The organism is Nannocystis bainbridge (genome assembly GCF_028368995.1).
In the GTDB taxonomy this organism is placed as follows: Bacteria; Myxococcota_A; Polyangia; order Nannocystales; family Nannocystaceae; genus Nannocystis; species Nannocystis bainbridge.
The window spans coordinates 2357267-2378346 of sequence record NZ_JAQNDL010000003.1; the positions used below are offsets into that span (position 1 = coordinate 2357267).

Sequence of the window (21080 nt, forward strand, 5' to 3'; positions counted from 1 at the left end):
TCGTCGACCTCTTCCTTTCTTAAAAAGATACGATGCACAGGGAGGGACTCGAACCCTCACGCCCGACGGGCCTGGCGCTCTCGAGGCCAGTTGTCTACCAGTTCCAGCACCTGCGCGTATTCGTGTCACTCGTACCCCTCAGGCCGTCCGTGGCCTGATATGGGGGATCGGGGCAGCGGGATTCGAACCCACGACCTTCTGTGCCCAAGACAGACGCTCTGACCAGGCTGAGCTACGCCCCGAAAGCGTAAATGACGAGACCCCACGCGAGAGACACTGTCACAGTGCCATCGAACATTCGCCCGTCGGGCCGATCCGACGATCGAACCTTCACGTGCGCAAGCCGACGCGGACTCGCGGAGGTGCAACGATTCGGATGTCTCCCCGCGCTCGTTGCAGCGCTCGCCTGCACTCCGACCGGAGCGCCCCGTTTACCGGGGTAGATACGGCAGCAGGCGTAGATACGGCCGCGGGTCCAACAGCTCGGGGAGCAGCAAGAGCCCCGCCATAAGCGGCTGGCCCTGGAGCTTCGTCCCGATGATGTGCTGATGGTTCGCCACGACGTTCACCCTGACTCGGTCCGGGGTATGTACAGCAGGCCGATTCGCCGGTCAAGTCCCTCGCACGATTTTTCCGCGGGCCGCCGGCAGTGCCCACATTCGCCGCGCGCCCGCGTCACGCTCCGCGAATCCGCGCACCACACTCCTGCCATTGCCGCGCCGCGCCGCTCGTCCCCCGCCCGGCGGACCCCCGCGGCCGGCGCCGCTCGCCGCCGCCCTCGCGTCCGCGCGCCGCTCGTGTATCCTGGCGCCCGCCGTGTCCCCGACCTCGCCGACCTCCTCGGTCCTGCGCCCACGCCTGCGCGGCGTCGCCGACATCTACGTCGCCTCCGTCGCGGTCCCGGCAGTGGTCGCCCTGGTCCTCTATGCCCGCGACGGCGCCGCCACCCTCTCGGCCCTGGTCTACGGCACGTCCCTGGTGGTCCTGCTGGTCGGCAGCGCGGTCTACCACCTGCCCGGCTGGCCGCTGCGCACCGCCCTGTGGCTGCGCAAGCTCGACCACGCCAACATCTACCTGCTGATCGCCGGCACCGCGACCCCGCTGGCCCTGGCCCTCGACAGCTCCGCCAGCGTGTGGCTGCTGTCGGCCATGTGGCTCGCCGCCGGCCTGGGGGTGGTCAAGACCTTCGCCTGGCCCCGAGCCCCGCGCAAGCTCAGCGCCGCGCTCTACGTGCTCATGGGCTGCTTCACGCTGCCCACCGCGCCAGCCCTCCGCAGCGCCGCCGACGAGGTGTTCCTGCTGTTCGCCACGGGCGGGTTGCTCTATTTCTGCGGCGCGGTGATCTACGCCCTCCGCTGGCCCAACCCGGTCCCGCTGGTGTTCGGCTACCACGAGCTCTTTCACGTGTTCGTCTTCAGCGCCGCCCTGGTCCATTACCTGGCGATCTGGGTCCTCGTGACCTGAAGCGATCTGCGCCCACCGCTGGGCCCGCTGGCCCACACGCCGCGGCGCTCGCACCAATTCGCGCGCCTCATGGTCCGCCGGACCCGGGTCTGTGATCGATCGAGCAGGCAGTATTCTCCCCAAAGCCTGAACAGTCTCTACGCCGCTTGACTACGGTGGAGGATCGGGCCCTCTTAGCAAAGCGCCTCGTGTCGAAGTCGCATCCAGCCCCGCATGCGCCCGATGGCAGCGGTCCCGGCCCCGTCGGCGGCCAGGGCAGGGCGGCCGCGTCGACCCGCAAGACCCCCGTCTCTCCGACCTCGCCGGACCCGGTCACGCTCGAGCCCGGCCGCGAGATCGGTCGCTTCACCGTGCTCTCGTACCTCGGCGCCGGCGCCATGGGCATCGTCTACGCCGCCTACGACCCCGAGCTCGACCGCAAGGTCGCGCTCAAGGCCCTGCGCCCGCAGGGCCGCCCCGAGAGCCACGGCCGCGTGCGCCTCCACGACGAGGCCCAGGCGATGGCCAAGGTCTCGCACCCCAACGTCGCCGTCGTCCACGAGGTCGGCCTCCACGACGACGGCATCTTCATCGCCATGGAGTTCGTCCACGGCGAGACGCTCCAGGCCTGGCTCGAGAAGCAGCCGCGCCCGTGGCCCGAGGTGCTCGACGCGTTCATCCAGGCCGGCCGCGGCCTCGCTGCGGCCCACGCCGCCGGCCTGGTCCACCGCGACTTCAAGCCCAACAACGCCATGATCGGCGACGACGGCCGGGTCCGCGTCCTCGACTTCGGCCTGTCGTGCACCCCTGAAAAGGCCCGCCGCGAGATCGTCGGTACGCCGGCCTACATGCCCCCGGAGCAGTTCCTCGGCCTCCCGGTCGGCCCCGCCTCCGACCAGTTCAGCTTCTGCGCCTCGCTGTACCAGGGCCTGTTCGGCCAGCTGCCGTTCCCCGGCGACAGCGCCGAGGAGCTGCGCGTCACCATCACCGGCGGCCAGGTCCGCGCGCCGCCACGGCACGTCCGCGTGCCCTCGTGGCTCAGCTCCGCGATCCTGCGCGGGCTCCGACAGAACCCCGAGGACAGGTTCGCCAGCATGGAGGAGCTGCTGCGCAACCTCGACCACCACCGCAGCCGCGGCCGTCGCACGCTGCTCGGGGCGGTCGCCGCGGCGGCGCTCCTCGGTCTCGGCGGCGGCTACCTCGGCGCGCGCCCGCTGGCGGTCGAAACCTGCAGCGACGGCGCCGCGCAGATCGATCCGGTGTGGCACCGCGACGCGCAGGCGGCGATCGAGCGCACCTTCGCCAAGTTGCCGCCCGCGTTCGCCACCGAGTTCTGGCCGCAGGTCCGCGCCAAGCTGGGCGCCTGGACCCTCGACTGGAAGACCCATTACCGGGCCGCCTGCGAGGCCCGCGAGCGCCACGAGTTCTCCGAGGAGCTGGCGCTGCGCAGCTCGGCCTGCTTCGAGCGGGCCCGCGCCGCGCTGGCCTCGGCCGTCGTCGTCCTGCGCAAGGCCGACGCCGGCGTGGCCTTGCACGCGCTCGAGGTCGCGACCTCTTTGCCCGACCCCGCCGAGTGTCGCAGCAGCGCCAGCCTCGTCGCGCACACCCGGGCCTCGCGCGACATCGGCACCACCCTGCGTCGCCGCAAGGTCATGGCCGAGCTCGAGGACGTCAAGATCCACGCCCGGGCCGGACGGATCCGGACCTCCCGCCAGCTCGCCGAGTGGACCCTGCGCGAGGCCCACGCGCTCGGCGACCGGGCCACCCTGGCCGAGGCGCTGCTCCTGCGCGGCCGCCTCGACATCGAGATCGACCCGACCCGCGCCGAACCATTCCTCACTCGCGCCTATCTCGTGGCCCTCGGCGCCGGCGAGGACAACCGCGTGGTCGAGGCGCTCGCGCTGCGCCTCTACGCCCGCAGCCACGCCCCGCACGGCCTGCCGCGCGCCTTCGAGGACCTCGAGGTCGTCACCGCCTTGTTGCCCCGGATCGGCAACCCGCCGAGCCTGCAGGCGCTCGCCTTCAACAACGCCGGCTCGCTGTACCTCACCGCTGGCGACGGCGCCAAGGGCGAGCCGTACCTGCGCGAGTCCTTGCGCCTGCGCCGGGCCGCCAGCGAGGACGACGTCGAGGTCGCCAAGACGCTCGGCAACCTGGCCCTGCTGGCGCGAGATCCCGCCCGCACCCGCGAGCTCGTCGGCGAGTCGCTGACGATCCTCGAGAACAACCTCGGCCTCGCCCACCCCGAGGCCATGGCGGTGCGGATCCTCGCCGGCGCCCTCGCCGAAGATCCCCAGGAGGCCGTGCAGCTGCTCGAGCGCGGCTGCGACGCCCTCGACTTGTACCGCCCCGACGATTCGCGCGCCCGCGCCGAATGTCTACAGCACCTGGCCGCGCACGCGCGCGACGCCGGCGAGCCGGCGATCGCCGACGACGCGATCGTGCGCGCGCGCGCGCTGATCGAGCGAATGGCGGATACGGAGCCCGATTCACCGTTCCGCTTCGACAACGCCCTGATCCGCGGCTACGCCGGCCTGGTCGACGGCGCCCACGCTGACGCCCTGATCTACCTCGGGCGCACGCTCGACGAGCTGCGCGGCGGCGAATGGTGGCAGCGGCGAAAGGTCGCCGAGATCGAGCTGTGCATCGGCCTGCACCTGCTCGCCGACGGCGACATCCCGGGGGCCCGGCGCGCGCTCGCGGCCAGCGTCGCCATCTTCGAGCAGGTCGCGGCCAAGGCCCACGACAACGTCCTGCCGCGGACCCTCGCCGGCGCCCGGCTGGCCTACGCCGACGCCCTGCGCGCCAGCTTCGACCCGGAGGCCGCCGCGCACGAGCTCGCTGTCGCCGAATCATGGTACCGCGAATCCGCGGGCGATTTCGCATGGCGCCTGCCGACAATCGCCCAACGCCGTCAGCGACTGGAGTAAACAGATCGCGGCATCTTCGCACTCGCGAGTGCGAGGCCTGCGCGCCCCCGTTCTCGTCGAATACGATTCAACAATCGCCGTCGTTCCTCCCTCTTGGGTTGCACATCACACAATCCCGGGACCGGAGGCTATATGCGACACTGGCGAATCTGCGCAGCTATCATGGTTTCGTCTCCTCTCTTCGCGGGGTGTGACGACCCCGAGATCGAGGACACCCGACTCCGCCCCTACAATTGCCCCACATGGCAATGTGGATTTAACGCCGCCGACCTCAATGGTCGCTCGATCCGCGAGCTCAACCTCGACGGCGAGCCCAACAGCGACGGCGTGCGCATCGTCGGCTTTGTCGCGCCGCTGGGCCTGCTGGGCGGCTACAAGCTCGACACCGACGGTGACGCGCTGATCGCCCGAAACGCCCAGGGCAAGACGCTCAAGGGCGCGCAGCTGTTCGGCGCAATCATCTTCGTCCGCAAGGACGGCCCGCTCGAGCTGCCGATCCCGCTGACGGTGCTCGGTTATCAGGAGGTCGACGCCTGGGCCGACGGCGCGGCCAAGGTCCCGACGTACACCATCGTGTACCCCGACGTCGGCGCGCTGCTGGGAGTGCGCAATGTTTGCAGCGGCGACCTGGTCGACGCCCTCGCCAGCGCGGTCACGGTCATCTCCGACGAGACCTATGATTTGACGCAAAAAACCGTCAATCCCGGGCAGCGGCGCTGGCTCACCCTCGCGTGCGCGGGCTCGGCCGCCGCCAAGATGCGGCTGATGAACTACAGCCCGCACACCGACTTCGACGGCCAGGGCCACGCCTCGAGCGTGGCGCAGCGCCAGGCGACCCTCAAGATGATCACCGCCGACTACTGCGGCACCGGGCACAGCTATACCGCCAACGGCACGCCGCTGCAGTGGGAGAACCAGGACGGCACCGTCGCCTCGCCTGGCCCCTACGGCGCCGTCGAGGCGATCTGGACCGCCTCCGGGGCGGCGTGTCTCGACGCCACGCGCCTCCCCGACGTCGAGGTCCCGTGTGCCCTGCCCTCGTGCTCCGAGTACGACGGCCCGGCCGGCGAGTGGTCGACCTTCGTGCCCGACTGACGTCTCTTGCGCGCACGCTCGCAGCCGGCACCCCACAATCGACCGGGCCCGGCGGCGGCTTCGCACCTCGACGCACGTCTCGCGGGCCGCCGCGGCGCCCGCCACAGACACCCCCCGTGGCCGCCGTTCGCCCGCATCCTCCGGCGGGCCTCACAGTGGGAGCATGACATCAGCGACCATCCCGCTCCGGCGGTTATGCGGTGGCGTCGGCGCGATCGCGGCGCTCGTCGCCGGCTGCGTCGAACCCGGGCTCGAGGCTGACATCGACGCCGACATCGACGCCGACATCGAGGCGCGCCCGTATCATTGCCCTGTCTGGCAGTGCGGCTTCAACTCGGCCGAGGTCAACGGCCGATCGATCCGCGAGCTCAACCTCGACGGCCTCGCCAACGCCGACGGCGTGCGCATGATCGGCTTTATCGCCCCCGCCGGCCTCTTCGGCAATTACAGGCTCGATTTCGCCGGCGACGAATTGATCGCCCGCAACGCCGGCGGCAAGGTCCTGCGCGGTAATCAGTTGGTCGGCGCGACGATCCTCGTCAAGAAGCCGGGCCTCCTGTCCTTGCCGCTGCCGATCACCATCATCGACTATCAGGAGATCGACGGCTGGGCCGCGGGCGCCGGCAAGGTCCCGGCCTACGCGATGCTCTACCTCGACCTCGAGTCGCTGCTCGGCGTGCGCAACGTGTGCAACGGCGACCTGCTCGACGTCCTCACCACCGCGGCCACCGTGCTCGGCGGCGAGACCTACGACCTCGACGCCAAGACCGTCGAGCCCGGGCGCGACCGGTGGTTGACGATCGCCTGCGCCGGCTCGGCCGCGGCCAAGATGCGGCTGATGAACTACGGCCCGCACGGCGACTTCGACGGCGACGGCCACCCTGCCAGCGTCGCCCAGCGCCAGGCCACCCTCAAGATGATCACCGCCGACTATTGCGGCCACGGCGACAGCTATACCGGCAACCATATTCCGCTGCAGTGGGAGAACAGCGGCGGCACCGTCGTCTCGCCCGGCCCGTGGGGCCTCCCCGAGGCGATCTGGGGCCCTGGCGGCGCGCTCTGCCTCGACGCCACCCGGCTCGACGACGCCGACGTCGCCTGCCCCCTCCCGGCCTGCGACGCCTTCACGCTCGACGACGGCGAGTGGGCGACCTTCGTCCCCGACTGACGCACCGATCGCCCGGGTCCGCCCAAAGATCTCGCCAGCGGGCGAGCGGAGGGCAATGTCATGACATGTCCTTTACGCCATGTCTTGGACACGGAGCCGCCCGCGCACGCTCGCCTGCGATCGCGCCGCGCGGACCGCCCGCCGGCCGCGGGCGGGCTGGACGGCGCGCAGGCGCATCTGCGATCCGGGCCACATGGCACCGCGGCGCGAATGCGGCCACCCCTCCGGCCATGCACCACCGCAAACCTTCTCCGATCGCGCTGACGCTCGTGCTCGCCGCCGCCGCCTGCTCGCGCACGAACCCGGACACGAGCCCCCCGACCCCGATCTCGTCCGACCTGCCCGCCACCAACACCCGGACCGACGACCCGGCGGCGGTCGCCGTCGCGGCGATGCCGGAGGACGCCAAGGTCAAGGCGCCGCCCGAGTACATGACCAACGACGACGAGATCTTCGGCGTCCTCAGCATCATGAGCGAGGAGGAGATGAAGATGGCCGAGTACGCCAAGAAGTGGGCCAAGGGCACCCGCGTCAAGGAGTTCGCGGCGCTGATGATCAGCGACCACGGGGCCATGAAGGCGCGCGAGGAGGAGACCCGCGACCGCCTCGGCCTGCGCAAGACCGACAGCCGGCTGCGCGACGACATCAAGAACGACGCCAAGCAGAAGATGGAGGTCCTGGAGAAGGTCGGCAAGGGCGACGACTTCGACAAGACCTACGTCGACATGCAGGTCGACACCCACGCGATGTGGATCAACTTCATCGACACCAAGCTGCTGCCGCACGCCCAGATGCCGGACCTTCGGGTCGAGCTGAACAACTTCCGCGCCACCCTCGAACGCCACTACGACACCGCCAAGCAGCTCCAGGCCAGCCTCACCGCGCCCAAGAGCTGACGCCCCGGCAGGCGAGCCGCCGCCGCCGCCGCCGCGGTTTGCTCGCCGGCGCGCCGGCGTGGCATCATGGCGAGGCATGCAAGCCGTCCGCGACATCGAGGTCCCCGTGGTCCCGGCCTCCCGAGAGGCCGTGGCCGACTATGGCCTCTACATCGGCACCGAGGTCCCCCAGGCCGGCCTCGGCATCCCCTTCTACAAGGGGGCCGTCGAAGAGGGCCATAACTTCGCCTTCAAGTGCAACGGCCGCTGCGTCATCCGCTCGGCCCGCATCCACCGCCGCCAGCCCGAGATCACCTGGCTCGAGCGGCACATGAACATGACCCAGCTGTTCGTCGGCCTCGGCGACCAGCCGTTCGCCATGGTCCTCGGCAAGCCGACCCACCAGCGCGGCATGGACACCCCCGACCTCGACGACGTGCGCTGCTTCGTCCTCCCGCCAGGCAGCGGCGTCATGATCCACGAGGGCACCTGGCACGACTTCCCGCTCGCCGTCGAAGGCCCCGTCACCGTGCTCACCGCCAACTCCGAAGAGGTCGTCGAGGCGCTCGCCAGCATGCGCGAGCCGGCCGAGATGGCCCACGGCGACGTGTTCAAGCTCGACATCCGCAAGCGCCTCGGCGCCCAGCTGCGCGCGGTGCTGTTCTGATGCGCGTCGACGCCTTCAAGCTGCCCACCGACGGCCCCGCCGACGTGCGCGGGCTGCAGGCCCTGCTCGACGACGGGGTCGTGCGCGCCGACCGGCTGGTGTGCGTGCTCGGCAAGACCGAGGGCAACGGCGGCCGCAACGACTTCACCCGCGACCTCGCCATGCGCGCGCTCGAGGACCTGCTGGCCCCGCGCCTCGGCCTGCCGCCGGCGCGCGTGCAGGACCGCGTGGTGTTCTCGCTGTCGGGCGGGACCGAGGGGCTCGTCTCGCCGCACGTGGTGGTGTTCGCCCGCTCCGGCACCTGGTCCAAAGAACCTGGCCCGAAGCGCATGGTCGTCGGGACAGCTCACACGCGGCCGTTCACGCCGGCGGAGATCGGGCGCACGCCGCAGATCGAGGAGACCGCGCGCGCGGTGGCCGAGCTGGCGAGCGAGCTGCGCCTGGCGCCGGCCGACGTCCACCTCGTGCAGATGAAGGGCGCGATCCCGAAGGCCGACCACGAGGCCACGCTGGCCGCCCGCCGCGCCGGCGCCCCGCTGCGCAACGACATGGTCCACTCGCGGGCCGCCAGCGCCCTCGGCGTGGCCCTCGCCCTCGGCGAGGTCACCCGCGCCGACCTCTCCGACGACGTCGTCTGCGACGACTGGTCGCTCTACTCCGGCGTCGCCTCGTGCTCGGCCAAGCCCGGCCTACAGCGCACCGAGATCCTCATGTTCGGCAACAGCGACCGCGCGAGCGGCGACCTGGTCGTCGGTCACACTGTCCTCAAGGACATCCTCGACGTCGACGCCGTGCGCGCCCTGCTCGCCGAGCTCGGCCTGCCCGTGGCCGGCGGCCAGCTAACCCCCGAGCAGCGCGCCCGCGTCGTCGGCGTGTTCGCCAAGAGCGAGGCCGACCCCCGCGGATCGATCCGCGGCCGCCGCCACACCATGCTGTCCGACGACGACATCGACGACACCCGCCACTCCCGCGCCGCCCTCGCAGCCGTGCTCGCCAGCGTCGTCGGCGACCCCTGCATCTACGTCAGCACCCGCGCCGAACACCACGGCCCCCTCGGCGGCGGCCCGCTGGCGATCATCGCCCGCGCCCCGTGAGCTCGGCGCGCCGACTCACCCGCGCCGCGGAAGCGCCGGACCGGCGGCGACGGCAGTCCTCAGGGACATGCCCGACAGAACATGCCCGACAGGACATGACCGATCGAGCATGCCCGATCGGTCATGTCCTTCGCGCCATCAGTCGGCCACGTACGTGACCCACTCGCCGTCGTCGACGTCCCGCCCCGCGCAGCTCGGCAGGCCACAGTCGGTGACGGTGCCGGCGACCCGCGGGCTGCCGAGGCACAGCGCCCCGTCCTCGTTCCACACCGCCTCGACGTCGCCGAGCTCGGCCGTCGACCCCGGCGCCACCGTGCCGCCAGCGTTGGCCCAGTGGACCTCGGTGCCGTTCTGCGTGTAGCTCACGCCTTCGCCGCAGTAGTCCGCGGTGACCATCTTGAGCGTCGCCTGGCGCTGCGCCGGCGTGGTCGCGCTCGACTGCGGCCCGTAGCCGAGCAGGCGCATCTTGGCGGCGGCCGAGCCGGCGCAGGCGATCGTCAGCCAGCGGTTGCGGTTCGGGGTCACCGTCTTGGCCGCGAGGTCGTAGGTCTCGCCGCCGAGCACCGTCGCCGCGCTGGCGAGCGTGTCGAGCAGGTCGCCGCTACAGACGTTGCGGACCCCGAGCAGCGCCCCCAGGTCGGGGTACAGCAGCGCGTAGGTCGGCACCTTCGGCGCGCCCGCGGCCCACGAATCGACCTCCTGATAGCCGAGCACCGTGATCGGCACCGGCAACGACAGCAGCCCCGACGCCTGGACCAGGATCGTCGCCCCGATCAACTGCGCCCCCTTCAGGGTCTGACCGCCCGGGTTGCGGGCGACCAGCGCGTCGTTCTCGACCTCGAGGCGATAATTGCCGAGCAGCCCCAGCGGCGCCAAAAAGCCGGTGATACGCAGGCCCTCGCTGTTGGCGACGCCGTCGAGGTTGAGCTCGCGGATCGCTCTGCCGTTGACGTCGGCCGAGTTGAAGCCGCAGCGCCAGACCGGGCACGCGTGGGGCCGCAGCGCGACTTCGTCGCCGCCGCCGACCTCCTCGACGCTCTCCCCGTCGCAGCCCGCCGTCATCGCCGTGACGGCCGCGAAGATCCAGTGATATGTCTTTTGGTACATGTTACTTCCACTCCCGAGTTCGTACTGCTTTATGGACCGACCGTGTCCCCGGCGGCCGTGAGGGCCACCAACCGCTCGGTCCGCGCCAACTGTCGCGCAAAGCTGGGCCCGGCGCCGCGATAAAAATCGAGCGACGCTTGGAGGATCGAACGAGTGTCCGCCGCGCGAGCGAGGTCCAGCGCCACCAACGCCTCGACCAACCCCCGGCGGGTGCGGGCCATCGACGCCATGAATCGCGGCTCCCCGTCGACGATCGCCGCGTAATCCGCGATCGACGACGCGAACGCGTCGCGGGCCAGCGCCGGCTGTCCGGCGGCGAGCAAGTTGTGGCCGAGGATCGAGCGCAGCTCGGCGGCATCCAAACGCGACCACCAGGCTTGCGGGAGGTTGGCCAGGGCGGCCTCGAGCTGGCGAATGGCGGCATCGTACGCGCCGGAGCCCAGCGCCGCGTAACCGACGAGCGCCGCCAGCTCGAGCTCCGTCAGCCCCTTGCTGCCGCCCGCGTCGCGCTCGCCGAGCGCCGCGCCGGTGGCGAACACGAACTCGGCCTCGTCGTCGTCGCCCAGCTCGAGCGCGAGGCGCCCGAGATACAGCAGACAGCGCGCGCGCGGGGCGAAGTCCCCCGCGAGGAAGCGGTCGAGCGCGACGCAGCCGGGGCGCACCAGCCCCGGTCCGGCCGCCACATCGGCGAGGTGCGCCGCGGTCAGCCGGGCGTCGATCGTCTCCGGATGCGCAGGCCCCAGCTCGAGCTCGAGGATCGCCAGCGCCCGCGCCAGCAGCCGCTCGCGCTCCGGCCCGGCGTCGCTGGCGAGCGCCAGGTTGATCAACGTGTACGCGACCTCGCGATCGTCGGCGCCCAGCGCCACCTCGCGGACCGCCAGCGCCTCGCTGAAGTAGCGCCGCGCCTGCGCCGGATCCTGCTGCGCCAGATGGGCGGTGCCGATGTTGTTGAGCACCAGCCCGCGCAGCGCCGCCGGGGTCGAGCTGCGCTCCGCCAGCGCCAGCGCCAGCGGCTCGTCGGCCAGCGCCCGCGGGACCAGCCCGGGCTGCCGCGCCATCGCGTAGATCCGCAGCGCCAGCGCCTCGGCCGCGATGCCGTCGGCCCGGGCCTCGAACCCCGCGCCGATCGCCTGGGTCAGTCTGTCGATCTCGTCACCCTTCTGAACCGGCTGATGCAGGTCGAGTCTGCTGCGCAGCAATAGCGCCTCGGCGCGCACCGGCAAGTAGTCGATCGCCTCGCTCGCGTTCACCAACTCGCTGGCCCGCGCCATCGCGTCCGGCAGTCGACCCGAGCGGGCCAGCACCTGCGCCTGCGTGATCTGCCCGCGCAGCTCCGCCACCCGCGCGGCGCTTTCGGGGTCGTCAGGTGGCGGCTGCTCCGACGACAGCGCCTCGAGGTTGCGGCAGCCCTCGAGCCGCGGCAGGTCGCCCGCGACCTCGAGCGCGCGCAGGGCCACGTCCGCGTCCGCGGCCGCGAGGGTGGCGACGGTCTCGGCGAGCGCCTGCAAGCGTTGATCGAGGCAGCGCATCTGCTGATCGAGCAAGGTGCCGGAGCGCTGGCCGTGGAGATGCGCGAGGCAGGCCTCGCGATGCGACGCGCGCCAGCCGGCCGCGTAGCCGTCGAGCTCCTCCTGCACGCGCGGCCACACCACCGACGCGTAGCCCGGCGCCGCCGCCCCGAGGGCCGTCGCCACCGCGTCGCGCCGCGCCTGCCCCCACACCCGCGACAATTCTTCGGGCGCGCCGGTGCAGGTGCGGTCGTCGCTCGCGCGGGCGAACACGATCGCCGCCCCCGCGACCAGCCCCAGGAGCGCCGTCACCACCACCCAGCGCCGACGCCCGCGCGCCCGCCCGCGGTCGAGCGCGGCCAGCAGCGCCGGCATCCCCGGGAACCTGTCCTTTGGGTCATTCTTCAGACCCCGCATCACCACCGGGGCCAGCCACGCCGGCAGCCCGCGCTTGCGCGGCGGCTCGGCGGCCTGCCCGTGCAGCACCTTGAGCACCAATTCGGCGGCGTCGCCGTACGGGAACGGCGAGGCCCCGTAGAGGCACTCGTAGAGCGCGACGCAGAAGCTGAACTGATCGGCGGCTGGCTCGGGGGACAGGCCCTGCCAGTGCTCCGGGGCCATGTACGCCGGCGTGCCGACGATCTGGTCGTCGTGCGTCAGGTGCATGTCGAGCTTGCTGTTGCCGACGCTGATGTTGCCGCTGCCGCTGCCGCTGCTGCTGCGCACCCCGGTCACCGCGCGCGGCGCCTCGGGCACCGCCGCGCGCACCAGCCCGAAGTCGAGCACTCGCGCCCGCCCGGCCTCGTCGATCATCACGTTGCTCGGCTTGAAGTCGCGGTGGACCAGCCCGGCCGTGTGCGCCGCCGCCAGCCCGCGCCCGGCCTGCACGAACACCTCGACGATCTCGTGCCATTCGCGCAGCGTCGCTTGCATCCAGCCGCCGAGCGTCTGCCCGCGGATGAACTCCATCGCCACGTAGACCTGCCCGCCCGCCATGCCGGCCTCGAGCACCGTCACCACGTTGGGATGCGAGACGCGCGCCATCGCCTGCGCCTCGCGCAGCAATCGCCGCTGCGCGCTCTCCCCGGTGTCGCGCAGGACCTTGACCGCGACCTTGCGGTCGAGGGTCTCGTCGTAGGCGGTGTAGACCACCCCCATCGCCCCCGAGCCGAGCGGTTCCAGGATCATGAAACGGCCGAGCTTGCCGCCCGCCACCGTGGTCGACGGCTCGATCGCCGTCGACACCTCGGGATCGCCCAGCTTTGGCGAGGCGGCCAGGCCCGTGGTCTGGAGCGCGGTGTCGTGGATCCCCGGGTCCATGGATGAACGCCGTTCTGAGCGGCTTCTCGTCGGCTGCGCCATCCTCGCATGGTTTGCCCACCTTCGCCTACCGCATTACCCTCGCGGGTCGATGCCCCGGATCCACACCGCGCTCACCCAGGGCGGCGATGAACTCGTCGTCTTCCTCCACGCCGTCGGCGGCGACCACAGCTCGTGGAGGCCCCAGGTCGAGGCTCTGCGGGCGCGCTACAGCACGCTGACCTTCGACATGCGCGGCCACGCCCGCAGCTTCAGCGCCGACCGGCCCGAGATCTCGATCCAGAACTTCGCCGACGACGCCATCGACCTGGTCGAAGAGGCAGGTTTTTACCGCGCTCACTTCGTCGGCCTCTCGATGGGCGGGGTCGTGGCCCAGGAGATCTTCTCGCGCGCGCCGGAGCGGGTCCAGTCGCTGACGCTGGCCGCCACGTGGTGTTTTCACCCCGAGGCAGAGGCTCGGCGAACGTGGATGGAGGACAAGCTCGGCCGCATGTCGATGGCCGAGAGCGCCGCCATGGACATGCCGAACCTCTACGCCGCCGACGCCCCGCGCGCCCTCATCGACGCCGCGATCGCGGTCGAGGGCGGCAAGGACAAAGAGGTGTTCTTGCAGTCATGGCACGCGATGATGCAGGTCGACTACCGCGAGCTGCTGCCGCGCATCGACGTGCCGGTGCTGCTGCTCGGCGGCAGCGACGACCGCATCACCCCCGTCGATCCGCTGCTGCTCGACCTCTTCGCCCGCATCCCGATGGCCGAGCTGCGGGTGCTCGCCGGCGGCGGCCACTTCTGCAACCTCGACCGCGCCGAGGCCTTCAACGCCGCCCTCGCGCCGTTCCTCCGCCGCGCCCGCGCCCGCGCCCCGCAGGCGCTGGCCCTGCCGCCCGCGTCGCCGGCCCCGAGCAGCGCCACCACCGTCGCCGAGGCCCTGCTCGAGCAGTTGCACCGCCGCGACGTCCCGTGCCTGTTCAGCAACTCGGGCACCGACTTCACGCCGATCATCGAGGCGCTGGCCCGCCCCGGCGCCGCGGCCCCGCGCATCGTCGCCGCCGCCCACGAGAACACCGCGATCGCCATGGCCCATGGCTATCAATTGCTCTCGGGACATGTCCCGGCGGTCATGGCCCACGTCAATGTCGGCACCGCCAATTCGGGCCTCGGCCTGATCAACGCCCGGCGCGCGCGCGTGCCGATGCTGGTGATGGCCGGCCTCACGCCCTACACCGATTCGCCCGCGGTCCCCGGCCACCGCACCAACTTCGTGCAATGGGGCCAGGACAGCTTCGACCAGGCCGCCTACTTCCGCGAGTTCACCAAGTGGGACTACCGGCTCGCCACCGCCGAGCACCTCGAGGTCGCGGTCGACCGCGCCCTGGCGATCGCCGACAGCGACCCCGCCGGCCCGGTCTACCTCACCCTGCCGAAGGAGGTCCTGTGCGCGCCGGCCAGCAGCGCCCCGGTGACCCCGCGCCCGCGGCTGCGCGCCAACCCGCCGGCCCGGCCCGACGCGGTCGCCCTGGCGCGGGTCGCCCACGCGCTGCGCACCGCCAAGCGGCCGCTGATCCTCACCGCCGAGCTCGGGCGCTACCGCGGCGGGCCCGAGGCGCTGTGGCAGCTGGCGACCCGCCACGGCATCGGCGTGGTCGAATTCGGCAAGCGCAACTTCTTCAACCTGGCGACCGACTGCCCGGTCCACCTCGGCTTCGACCCGACCTCGCAGGTCCCGCAGGCCGACCTGATCCTCGCGGTCGAGGACCCGGTGCCGTTCATCCCCGCGTTCGTCGCCTTGCCCCACGGACAGGTGCCGCCGATCGTGCAGATCGGGGTCGACCCGCTGTTCGCCGACCTGCCGCTGCGCGGGTTCCCCAGCGACCTGGCGCTGCCCGGCGATCCGGCCGAGAGCCTGCGCCTGCTCACCCGCCTGCTCGACGCCGACCCCGCGCCCGACGTCGCCGCCCGCCGCGAGGCGCTGCGCATCGAGCACGGGGTCGCGTTCGCCAACGCCCGCGTGGCCGCCGACATCGACGCCCACCGGTCCGCGATCACCAAGCGCTGGCTGTCGCGCTGCATCGGCCAGGCGATCGACGACGAGGTCGTGATTTTTAATGAGTACCCGCTCGACCCGGTGCTGGTCCCGCGCCGGCTGCCCGACAGCTGGTTCGAGAACTCGATCGCCAGCGGCCTCGGCTGGGCCCTCGGCGCGGCCCTCGGCGGCAAGATGGCCCGTCCCGACCGCACGATCGTGGCCACCGTCGGCGACGGCAGCTTCCTCTTCAACACCCCCCTGTCGGCCCTGCACGCCGCCGCCGCGCATCGCCTGCCGATCGTGGTCGTGGTGTTCAACGACTGCGCCTGGAGCACCATCCGCAAGTCGACCCGCGGCGATTTCCCCGGCGGCCACGCGCAGGCGACCGACAACTTCGCGCTGTGCGACCTCGGGGCCGACCCCGCGTACGACCAGATCGCCAGCGCCTGCGGCGGGATCGGGGTGCGCGTCGAAAAGCCCGACGCGGTCCCGGAGTCGGTGCGCCGCGCCATCGAGCAGGTCCGCAGCGGCGACCGCCTGGTCCTGCTCGACGTCCGCTGCGAACGCGACGCCTGATTCTTGCCTCCACGACGAGCGGCCCGGACTGTCCTTCGGGACAGAACGCGCCGCGCCCGTGAGCAGGCCCGCTCCGTCCTGCTCGACGCCCCCGCGAACGCGACGCGTGATCTCCTAAAAGAAGCCTGAACCGTCTTCAGGGCGGAACGGGTTCACAGCGGCCCCGGGCGGTCCCACGGCCGCCGCACCGCCTCTGCAAGTCCGCTGCGAACACGACGCCTGAGTCTTGCTTCCACGACGAGCGGCCCGACTGTCCTTCGGGACAGGACGCGCCGCGCCCGCGAGCAGGCCGCCGGCCACGACGCTCCCGAACCGATCGCCCGAACATCGGGAGCACAATTGGCGCGACCCCGCCAAATCGGCGAGGTCACGATTGCTTCGAGCCTGCAGCGGCGGGCAGCACCGCGAGCGCCATCACGGCCCCCGCACGCCCGACTCGGCAGCTATGTCGACTCCTTCGACCAGTGAAAGCCAGGGAAGGTCAATGTATGGCAATGTTCGGCGCCGGCCCTCGATACCGCGATCGATCATCCATCTCGCGCCACGCGTGCGCGGGAGGAACAGCCGGCTCTTCTTTACTCTCTTTTTAACAGGGGCTTTCTAAGCCAAGGGTGGGCGCGGATCTGCGCGCCCGGTTCAGCTGGCAGACACGACCGGCGCGGTCACGCGGCGCGGCCAGTCGATGCCGAGCTTGATGATGCGGCGCTTCATCGCGTGGCGCGTGATCCCGAGCAGCTGGGCCGCCCCGACGATGTTGCCCGCGCGCTCGAGCGCGGTGGTGCAGAGGCGGCGCTCGGCGGCGCCCAGATTGAAGTCCTCAAGGATGAGCTGTTGCATGCGAAGTCTTTTACGACACGAGCTTGTTCCAGCGCGGATCAACGCCGGTTGAATAAGCGCCGCGCACCGTCGTACGCCCGCCTGGTGCTGCTCCGCGCGCTTCTGCGCGCGCCTGCCCGCCGGCCTCGCCCCGCACCGGCGCCCACGGCCCATCGTCCGGGCATTGGGTGAGGTCGATGGATCGCCGCGTCCTCGCGAGTCGCGAAGATGCTCGATTCGATGCGCCGCCCCTCGCGGTGTCGCTGCGAACGATTGAGCCGTCATCGTCGCGCGGATTGGGATGGAGACCGTGGCGGTCGCCGGTCCAATTCGCGCGAGGCCCTGGCGACCCGTCGAAACCGCGACGCCTGTCGCTGCGATTCGCGTCGTACACGGTAAGCGCGCCATAAGGTCTCGGCATTCGCCGACGGGTCCAAGCAGAGCGAGCTGTGCGCAGCGGCCTCGACCGCCCAGAGAGGGTTCAAAGAACGCCAACAAATCCGCGCCCGCCATTCCTCAACGGTCACGCTATTCGAAGATCGGGACTCGCCGACACCGATCTCATCCATAATATCGCGGCTGACTCGTCATGGCCGATTCGGCGTCTGCGATCGCCGAGAACAATGCACGAACGCCGTACTGTCCGCCTCCGACGGAATGCATCGCCGACGGCGATCGCGCGCATCTCTCGGACGGCGCATGAACCATCGTGCATGCGCTTGCGCGGGGTCCTTGCCTTATCGACGTTCACCATCGGATGACGCGAAAGCGAAAATCCGCCCACTCATTTTTAACTTCCATCGGTCAACGCCCATGGTCTATAACCAAAACCTCTCGTCACAATCGGAATCGAAAGGGGCAGACATGGCTCAGACCCAGTCTATTGCTGGCACGTACTTTACGAGCTGGGAGTACGATGAATCGTCCAGCGCGTATCAGTTAGGCCCGATCATCGTCATCGGCACGGACAACTCCGTCACCGTCGACGGCGTAGCGATCACAGGCGCGTTGGTGTTCAGCACCAGCGTGTCGTGGTCCAGCGCCTCCGGCAACCCGTCGAGCGCGATGCTGTCGTTCGCCTACTCGTCGACCTACAGCGCGATGACCTGCAGCGGCGCCTACTGGATGTCGTCGGACACGCAGCCGACCTCCAACAATTTCTACGGCTTCGCCACCCAGCCCTCGGAGCCGCAGTCGACCTGGGCCAACACCTACTACTGCTACGAGAGCACCACCCAGGGCGAGCAATCCGTCGGCCAGTTGGTCGTCTCCAGCACGGGCGTCACGTTCTCCGGCAAGACGATCGTAAACCCGATCTACACCGGCCTGAACGCCAACGGCACCGACACCAACGAGCTGGCCTGGTTCACCACCGACGGCAACGAGAACAACGTCGCCATCTCGTTCTTCAATTCGACCTCGGACCCCGGGACCCAGCTCTTCAACGGCAACCTCTGGAGCGCCGGCGACAACCGGCCCGAGGGTGCCCCGAACTCGGCCAACAACTTCTACGGCACCACGCAGTCGGAGTCCGACGCCGAAGCCGTCGACCAGCTCGCCGACCTGGCCCACGCGGCCGAGAACGCGGTGGTCTTCGTCGCGGTGCAGAAGGTCGCCGAGGCGCTGCTCGGCAACGGCGACGACGACGACGATGACGACGACGACGACGACGACGGCGACGACGCCGACGACGACGGCGACGACGCCGAGGACGCCGCCGAGGCCGTGGGCAACAACGCCAACGAGAACGCGAGGCAGGCCGACCAGGAGGCCGAAAACGACGAGGACGCCGCGCAGGACGACGACGACGACGGCGGCGACGACGACGCCGCCGACGACCTCGCCGAGGACGTGGGCCTCGCGGTGAGCCCCGGTGTGCACCAGCCGCCGCGCGTACGCGGCCGCGCGAAGAAGGCCAGCGGCCTGTCCGCGCGCGAGCTGCTCGACCTGAAGAAGCCGAAGTCCTGAGCCCGGAGAGAGGGAGGCCGTATGCTCGAAGCCGCTGTCGTGCTGGTGTTGTGCGCCTGGGGGATCGCCACGATCTTCTATCAGTTCAAGGCCACGTCCGACGCCGTCGCGCGCTGGAACTTCCTCTCGCTGATCCCGAAATGGACGTTCTTCGCGCCCCGGCCGAAGACGACCGACTATCAGCTCCTCTATCAGGACCGCCGGCTCGGCGCCGATTCGATGGCCGAGCCGGTCGAGATCTCGCTGATGCCGAAGGGCCGGGTCGCGCCGGTGCTGCGGTTCCTGTGGAACCCGTGCAAGCGCAACACCAAGGCCATCAACGACATCACCGGCTTCATCACCAACTACAAGGCGCGGCACCGGCGACGGATCGCCCGCAACGCGCTCGCGCTCGAGATGTACGTGCCGTACCTGGTGATGCTGAACTATGTGTCGTCGCGCGCGCGCGCGCCGACGGCGGATTGCCGGCGCCGGTTCATCGTCCGCAAATCGTTCGGCCACATCCGCCGCGATCCGCCGGTCCCGGTGCTCGAGTCGAACTTCCACCGCGTCGAGGCGCTGTCATGAGCGAATTCATGGAAGTGGCCACCGTCGCGCGGGTGAGCGGCCTCGTCGTCGGCGCCGGCATGGCGATCTCGACGCTCGAGTTCCTCGCCAACCTCCGCGAGTGCCGCAGCGACGGCCTGTTCTCGTGGGAGTTCTGGCGAGAGACGAAATGGCGGCGGCTGCCCGCGCTCAAGCGGCTCACGCACCCGCTGTTCGCCTACCCGGGCGTGCTGACGGTCCTGCTCGCGCGCCTCGGCCTGATCGCGCTGCTACTGGTCGAGCTGGCCCGCGGCGGCCCGCTCGACCCCGCGGTCCTGACGGCGCTGGTGGCGACCCAGCTCTACGTCAACTTCCGCTACCCGGTCGGCAAAGACGGCTCCGACCAGATGTCGACGATCGTCCTGTTCATGCTGGCCGTCATCGCGTGGTTCCCGGACCGGCCGGTCATCACGGTCGCCTGCGTCGTCTTCATCGCCTTCCAGTCGCTGCTGTCGTACCTCACCGCCGGCGTCGCCAAGCTGGTCTCGCCCGACTGGCGCTCGGGCGACATCATCCTCGGCGTCATCGCCACCGAGACCTACGGCAGCCGGTTCATGGCCGGCCTGCTGCGCGACCACAAGCTGCTGCGCCGGACCATGAACCACTCGACGATCGTGTTCGAGTCGCTGATCGTGCTGGTGCTGGTGCTGCCGCCGCCGTGGAACGCCTACTTCCTCGTCATCCCGCTGATCTTCCACGCCGCGTGCGCGGCGATGATGGGGCTCAACATCTTCATCTTCGCGTTCGCGGCGACCTACCCGGCGCTGCTGTTCGTGTCCAACCACCTGCACGAGATCGCGGCGATGCTCGGCCGCAGCGACTGCGGGTGAGCGCCAGGAGCTCCGCCATGAGTGTATCCATCGCCGGCAACTACTTCACAAGCTGGGCGTACGACACCAGCGCGAGCGCCTATCAGCTGGGCCCGATCGTCGTCGTCGGCGCGAGCGGCCAGGTCACCGTCGACGGCGTCGTCATCCAGGGCGCGACGCTGATGGGCGTGCAAGTGGCGTGGTCCGCCGCCTCCGGCAACCCTTCGAGCGCGATGCTCGTGTTCGCGGCCTCGTCGACGTTCGGGGCGATGACCTTCGTCGGCCTTTACTGGCCCGCGGATACCAGCCAGCCGACCGAGCCCAACTTCTACGGCTTCGCCACCCAGCCCGCGGCCGCTCTCTCGACCTGGAACGACACGTACTATTGCTACGAGGGCACCACGAGCCAGGGCGAACAGTCGGACGGCCAGCTCGTCATCGCCGCGCCGACCGTCACCTTCGCAGGCAAGACCATCAACAACCCGATCTACACCGGGCTGAATACCAACGGCAGCGACACCAACGAGCTGGCGTGGTTCACCGCCGACGGCAACGAGAACAACGTCGCCATCTCGTTCTCGCCGTCGTCGACCTCCGGCGTGATGCTGTTCAACGGCAACGTCTGGGGCGCCGGCGAGTCCCGCCCCGAGGGCGCGGCGTCGGCGGTGAACAACTTCTACGGCACGACGCAGTCCGAGGCCGACGCCGACGCCATCGATCAGGCGGCCCAGCTGGCCCAGGCGGCCGAGCACATGGCCGTCAACTACGCGGTGCAGCAGGCCCTCCACGACGCGCCCGCCGAGCAGGCGGCCGAAGAAGAGGCGCAGGAGGACCAGGCCGCCGACGACCAGGCCGCCGACGAAGAGGCCGCCGACGACGCCGCCGACGACGCCGCCGACGACGACGCCGCGGACGCCGTCGCGGACGCCGTCGTCGACACGCTCGAGGACGTCGCGGAGGTGCTCATCGCCGCCCTGCTGGCCGTCGAGGAGACCCCCGACGCCGACAAACCGGTCCGCACGCCGCGACGCTCGAAGCAGGCGACCGGCCTGAGCGCGAAGCAGCTCCTGCGCATGGCGAACAAGGCGTGATT

At 70.7% G+C, this 21080-nt stretch carries 15 protein-coding genes and 1 tRNA gene; 12 read left to right on the forward strand and 4 right to left on the reverse strand.

Annotated features, from left to right (window positions below; translation table 11 throughout):
* Positions 1 to 167 precede the first annotated feature (167 nt).
* Positions 168 to 242 (reverse strand) — tRNA-Pro (locus POL25_RS34595).
* Positions 243 to 816: 574 nt separating this feature from the next.
* Here POL25_RS34595 and trhA point away from each other — a divergent pair.
* The 7 genes from trhA to atzD all read left to right on the forward strand — a co-directional run bounded on the left by trhA (position 817) and on the right by atzD (position 9272).
* A complete protein-coding gene (trhA, locus tag POL25_RS34600) occupies positions 817 to 1464 on the forward strand; it encodes a PAQR family membrane homeostasis protein TrhA (protein ID WP_272090580.1) in 648 nt (215 codons plus the stop codon).
* Between the two features lie 188 nt (positions 1465 to 1652).
* Complete coding sequence (locus tag POL25_RS34605; protein WP_272090581.1) at positions 1653 to 4373, forward strand: serine/threonine-protein kinase; 2721 nt, start codon at positions 1653 to 1655, stop codon at positions 4371 to 4373.
* A 162-nt stretch (positions 4374 to 4535) separates the two neighbouring features.
* The gene (locus POL25_RS34610) at positions 4536 to 5468 is read left to right on the forward strand and encodes an ADYC domain-containing protein (RefSeq protein ID WP_272090582.1); all 933 of its coding nucleotides are present in this window, start codon (positions 4536 to 4538) and stop codon (positions 5466 to 5468) included.
* Between the two features lie 163 nt (positions 5469 to 5631).
* Positions 5632 to 6636, forward strand: coding sequence for an ADYC domain-containing protein (locus POL25_RS34615; RefSeq protein WP_272090583.1), 1005 nt, complete (start codon positions 5632 to 5634; stop codon positions 6634 to 6636).
* A gap of 230 nt (positions 6637 to 6866) precedes the next feature.
* Positions 6867 to 7532, forward strand: a complete 666-nt coding sequence (locus POL25_RS34620) for a DUF4142 domain-containing protein (protein ID WP_272090584.1) — start codon at positions 6867 to 6869, stop codon at positions 7530 to 7532.
* A 76-nt stretch (positions 7533 to 7608) separates the two neighbouring features.
* A complete protein-coding gene (locus POL25_RS34625) occupies positions 7609 to 8178 on the forward strand; it encodes an ureidoglycolate lyase (protein WP_272090585.1) in 570 nt (189 codons plus the stop codon).
* Positions 8178 to 9272: a cyanuric acid amidohydrolase gene (gene atzD, locus POL25_RS34630; RefSeq protein WP_272090586.1), complete on the forward strand. Its 1095-nt coding sequence runs from the start codon at positions 8178 to 8180 to the stop codon at positions 9270 to 9272. Before POL25_RS34625 ends, atzD begins: the two co-directional genes overlap by 1 nt.
* A gap of 138 nt (positions 9273 to 9410) precedes the next feature.
* On the opposite strand, the gene POL25_RS34635 is transcribed toward atzD, so the two are convergent.
* Positions 9411 to 10379, reverse strand: a complete 969-nt coding sequence (locus POL25_RS34635) for an ADYC domain-containing protein (protein ID WP_272090587.1) — start codon at positions 10377 to 10379, stop codon at positions 9411 to 9413.
* Between the two features lie 29 nt (positions 10380 to 10408).
* Entirely contained in the window at positions 10409 to 13207 is a 2799-nt protein-coding gene (locus POL25_RS34640; RefSeq protein ID WP_272090588.1) for a serine/threonine-protein kinase, read from the reverse strand.
* Between the two features lie 91 nt (positions 13208 to 13298).
* Here POL25_RS34640 and POL25_RS34645 point away from each other — a divergent pair, with 91 nt between their 5' ends.
* Positions 13299 to 15809 (forward strand): thiamine pyrophosphate-requiring protein, encoded by a 2511-nt coding sequence (locus tag POL25_RS34645; RefSeq protein ID WP_272090589.1) that lies wholly within the window; start codon positions 13299 to 13301, stop codon positions 15807 to 15809.
* A gap of 636 nt (positions 15810 to 16445) precedes the next feature.
* Here the strand turns inward: POL25_RS34645 and POL25_RS34650 are convergent.
* The gene (locus POL25_RS34650) at positions 16446 to 16646 is read right to left on the reverse strand and encodes a helix-turn-helix domain-containing protein (protein ID WP_272090590.1); all 201 of its coding nucleotides are present in this window, start codon (positions 16644 to 16646) and stop codon (positions 16446 to 16448) included.
* Between the two features lie 843 nt (positions 16647 to 17489).
* Between POL25_RS34650 and POL25_RS34655 the strand changes: the two genes are divergently transcribed.
* Genes POL25_RS34655 through POL25_RS34670 form a run of 4 tightly spaced genes read left to right on the forward strand, consistent with a single transcriptional unit; the run spans position 17490 to position 21078 of the window.
* Positions 17490 to 18593, forward strand: coding sequence for a hypothetical protein (locus POL25_RS34655; protein ID WP_272090591.1), 1104 nt, complete (start codon positions 17490 to 17492; stop codon positions 18591 to 18593).
* Positions 18594 to 18614: 21 nt separating this feature from the next.
* Positions 18615 to 19160: a hypothetical protein gene (locus POL25_RS34660; protein ID WP_272090592.1), complete on the forward strand. Its 546-nt coding sequence runs from the start codon at positions 18615 to 18617 to the stop codon at positions 19158 to 19160.
* Complete coding sequence (locus POL25_RS34665) at positions 19157 to 20008, forward strand: HTTM domain-containing protein (RefSeq protein ID WP_272090593.1); 852 nt, start codon at positions 19157 to 19159, stop codon at positions 20006 to 20008. Before POL25_RS34660 ends, POL25_RS34665 begins: the two co-directional genes overlap by 4 nt.
* A gap of 17 nt (positions 20009 to 20025) precedes the next feature.
* Positions 20026 to 21078 (forward strand): hypothetical protein, encoded by a 1053-nt coding sequence (locus POL25_RS34670; RefSeq protein WP_272090594.1) that lies wholly within the window; start codon positions 20026 to 20028, stop codon positions 21076 to 21078.
* Positions 21079 to 21080: the final 2 nt, after the last annotated feature.

Excerpts from the sequence above, each read along its gene's own strand:
- POL25_RS34660 (WP_272090592.1), top strand. The coding sequence starts at position 18,615 with ATGCTCGAAGCCGCTGTCGTGCTGGTGTTGTGCGCCTGGGGGATCGCC.
- POL25_RS34655 (WP_272090591.1), top strand. The coding sequence starts at position 17,490 with ATGGCTCAGACCCAGTCTATTGCTGGCACGTACTTTACGAGCTGGGAG.
- POL25_RS34620 (WP_272090584.1), top strand. The coding sequence starts at position 6,867 with ATGCACCACCGCAAACCTTCTCCGATCGCGCTGACGCTCGTGCTCGCC.
- POL25_RS34635 (WP_272090587.1), bottom strand. The coding sequence starts at position 10,379 with ATGTACCAAAAGACATATCACTGGATCTTCGCGGCCGTCACGGCGATG.
- POL25_RS34645 (WP_272090589.1), top strand. The coding sequence starts at position 13,299 with ATGCCCCGGATCCACACCGCGCTCACCCAGGGCGGCGATGAACTCGTC.
- atzD (WP_272090586.1), top strand. The coding sequence starts at position 8,178 with ATGCGCGTCGACGCCTTCAAGCTGCCCACCGACGGCCCCGCCGACGTG.
- POL25_RS34670 (WP_272090594.1), top strand. The coding sequence starts at position 20,026 with ATGAGTGTATCCATCGCCGGCAACTACTTCACAAGCTGGGCGTACGAC.
- POL25_RS34625 (WP_272090585.1), top strand. The coding sequence starts at position 7,609 with ATGCAAGCCGTCCGCGACATCGAGGTCCCCGTGGTCCCGGCCTCCCGA.
- POL25_RS34610 (WP_272090582.1), top strand. The coding sequence starts at position 4,536 with ATGGTTTCGTCTCCTCTCTTCGCGGGGTGTGACGACCCCGAGATCGAG.
- POL25_RS34640 (WP_272090588.1), bottom strand. The coding sequence starts at position 13,207 with ATGGACCCGGGGATCCACGACACCGCGCTCCAGACCACGGGCCTGGCC.
- POL25_RS34615 (WP_272090583.1), top strand. The coding sequence starts at position 5,632 with ATGACATCAGCGACCATCCCGCTCCGGCGGTTATGCGGTGGCGTCGGC.
- POL25_RS34650 (WP_272090590.1), bottom strand. The coding sequence starts at position 16,646 with ATGCAACAGCTCATCCTTGAGGACTTCAATCTGGGCGCCGCCGAGCGC.
- POL25_RS34665 (WP_272090593.1), top strand. The coding sequence starts at position 19,157 with ATGAGCGAATTCATGGAAGTGGCCACCGTCGCGCGGGTGAGCGGCCTC.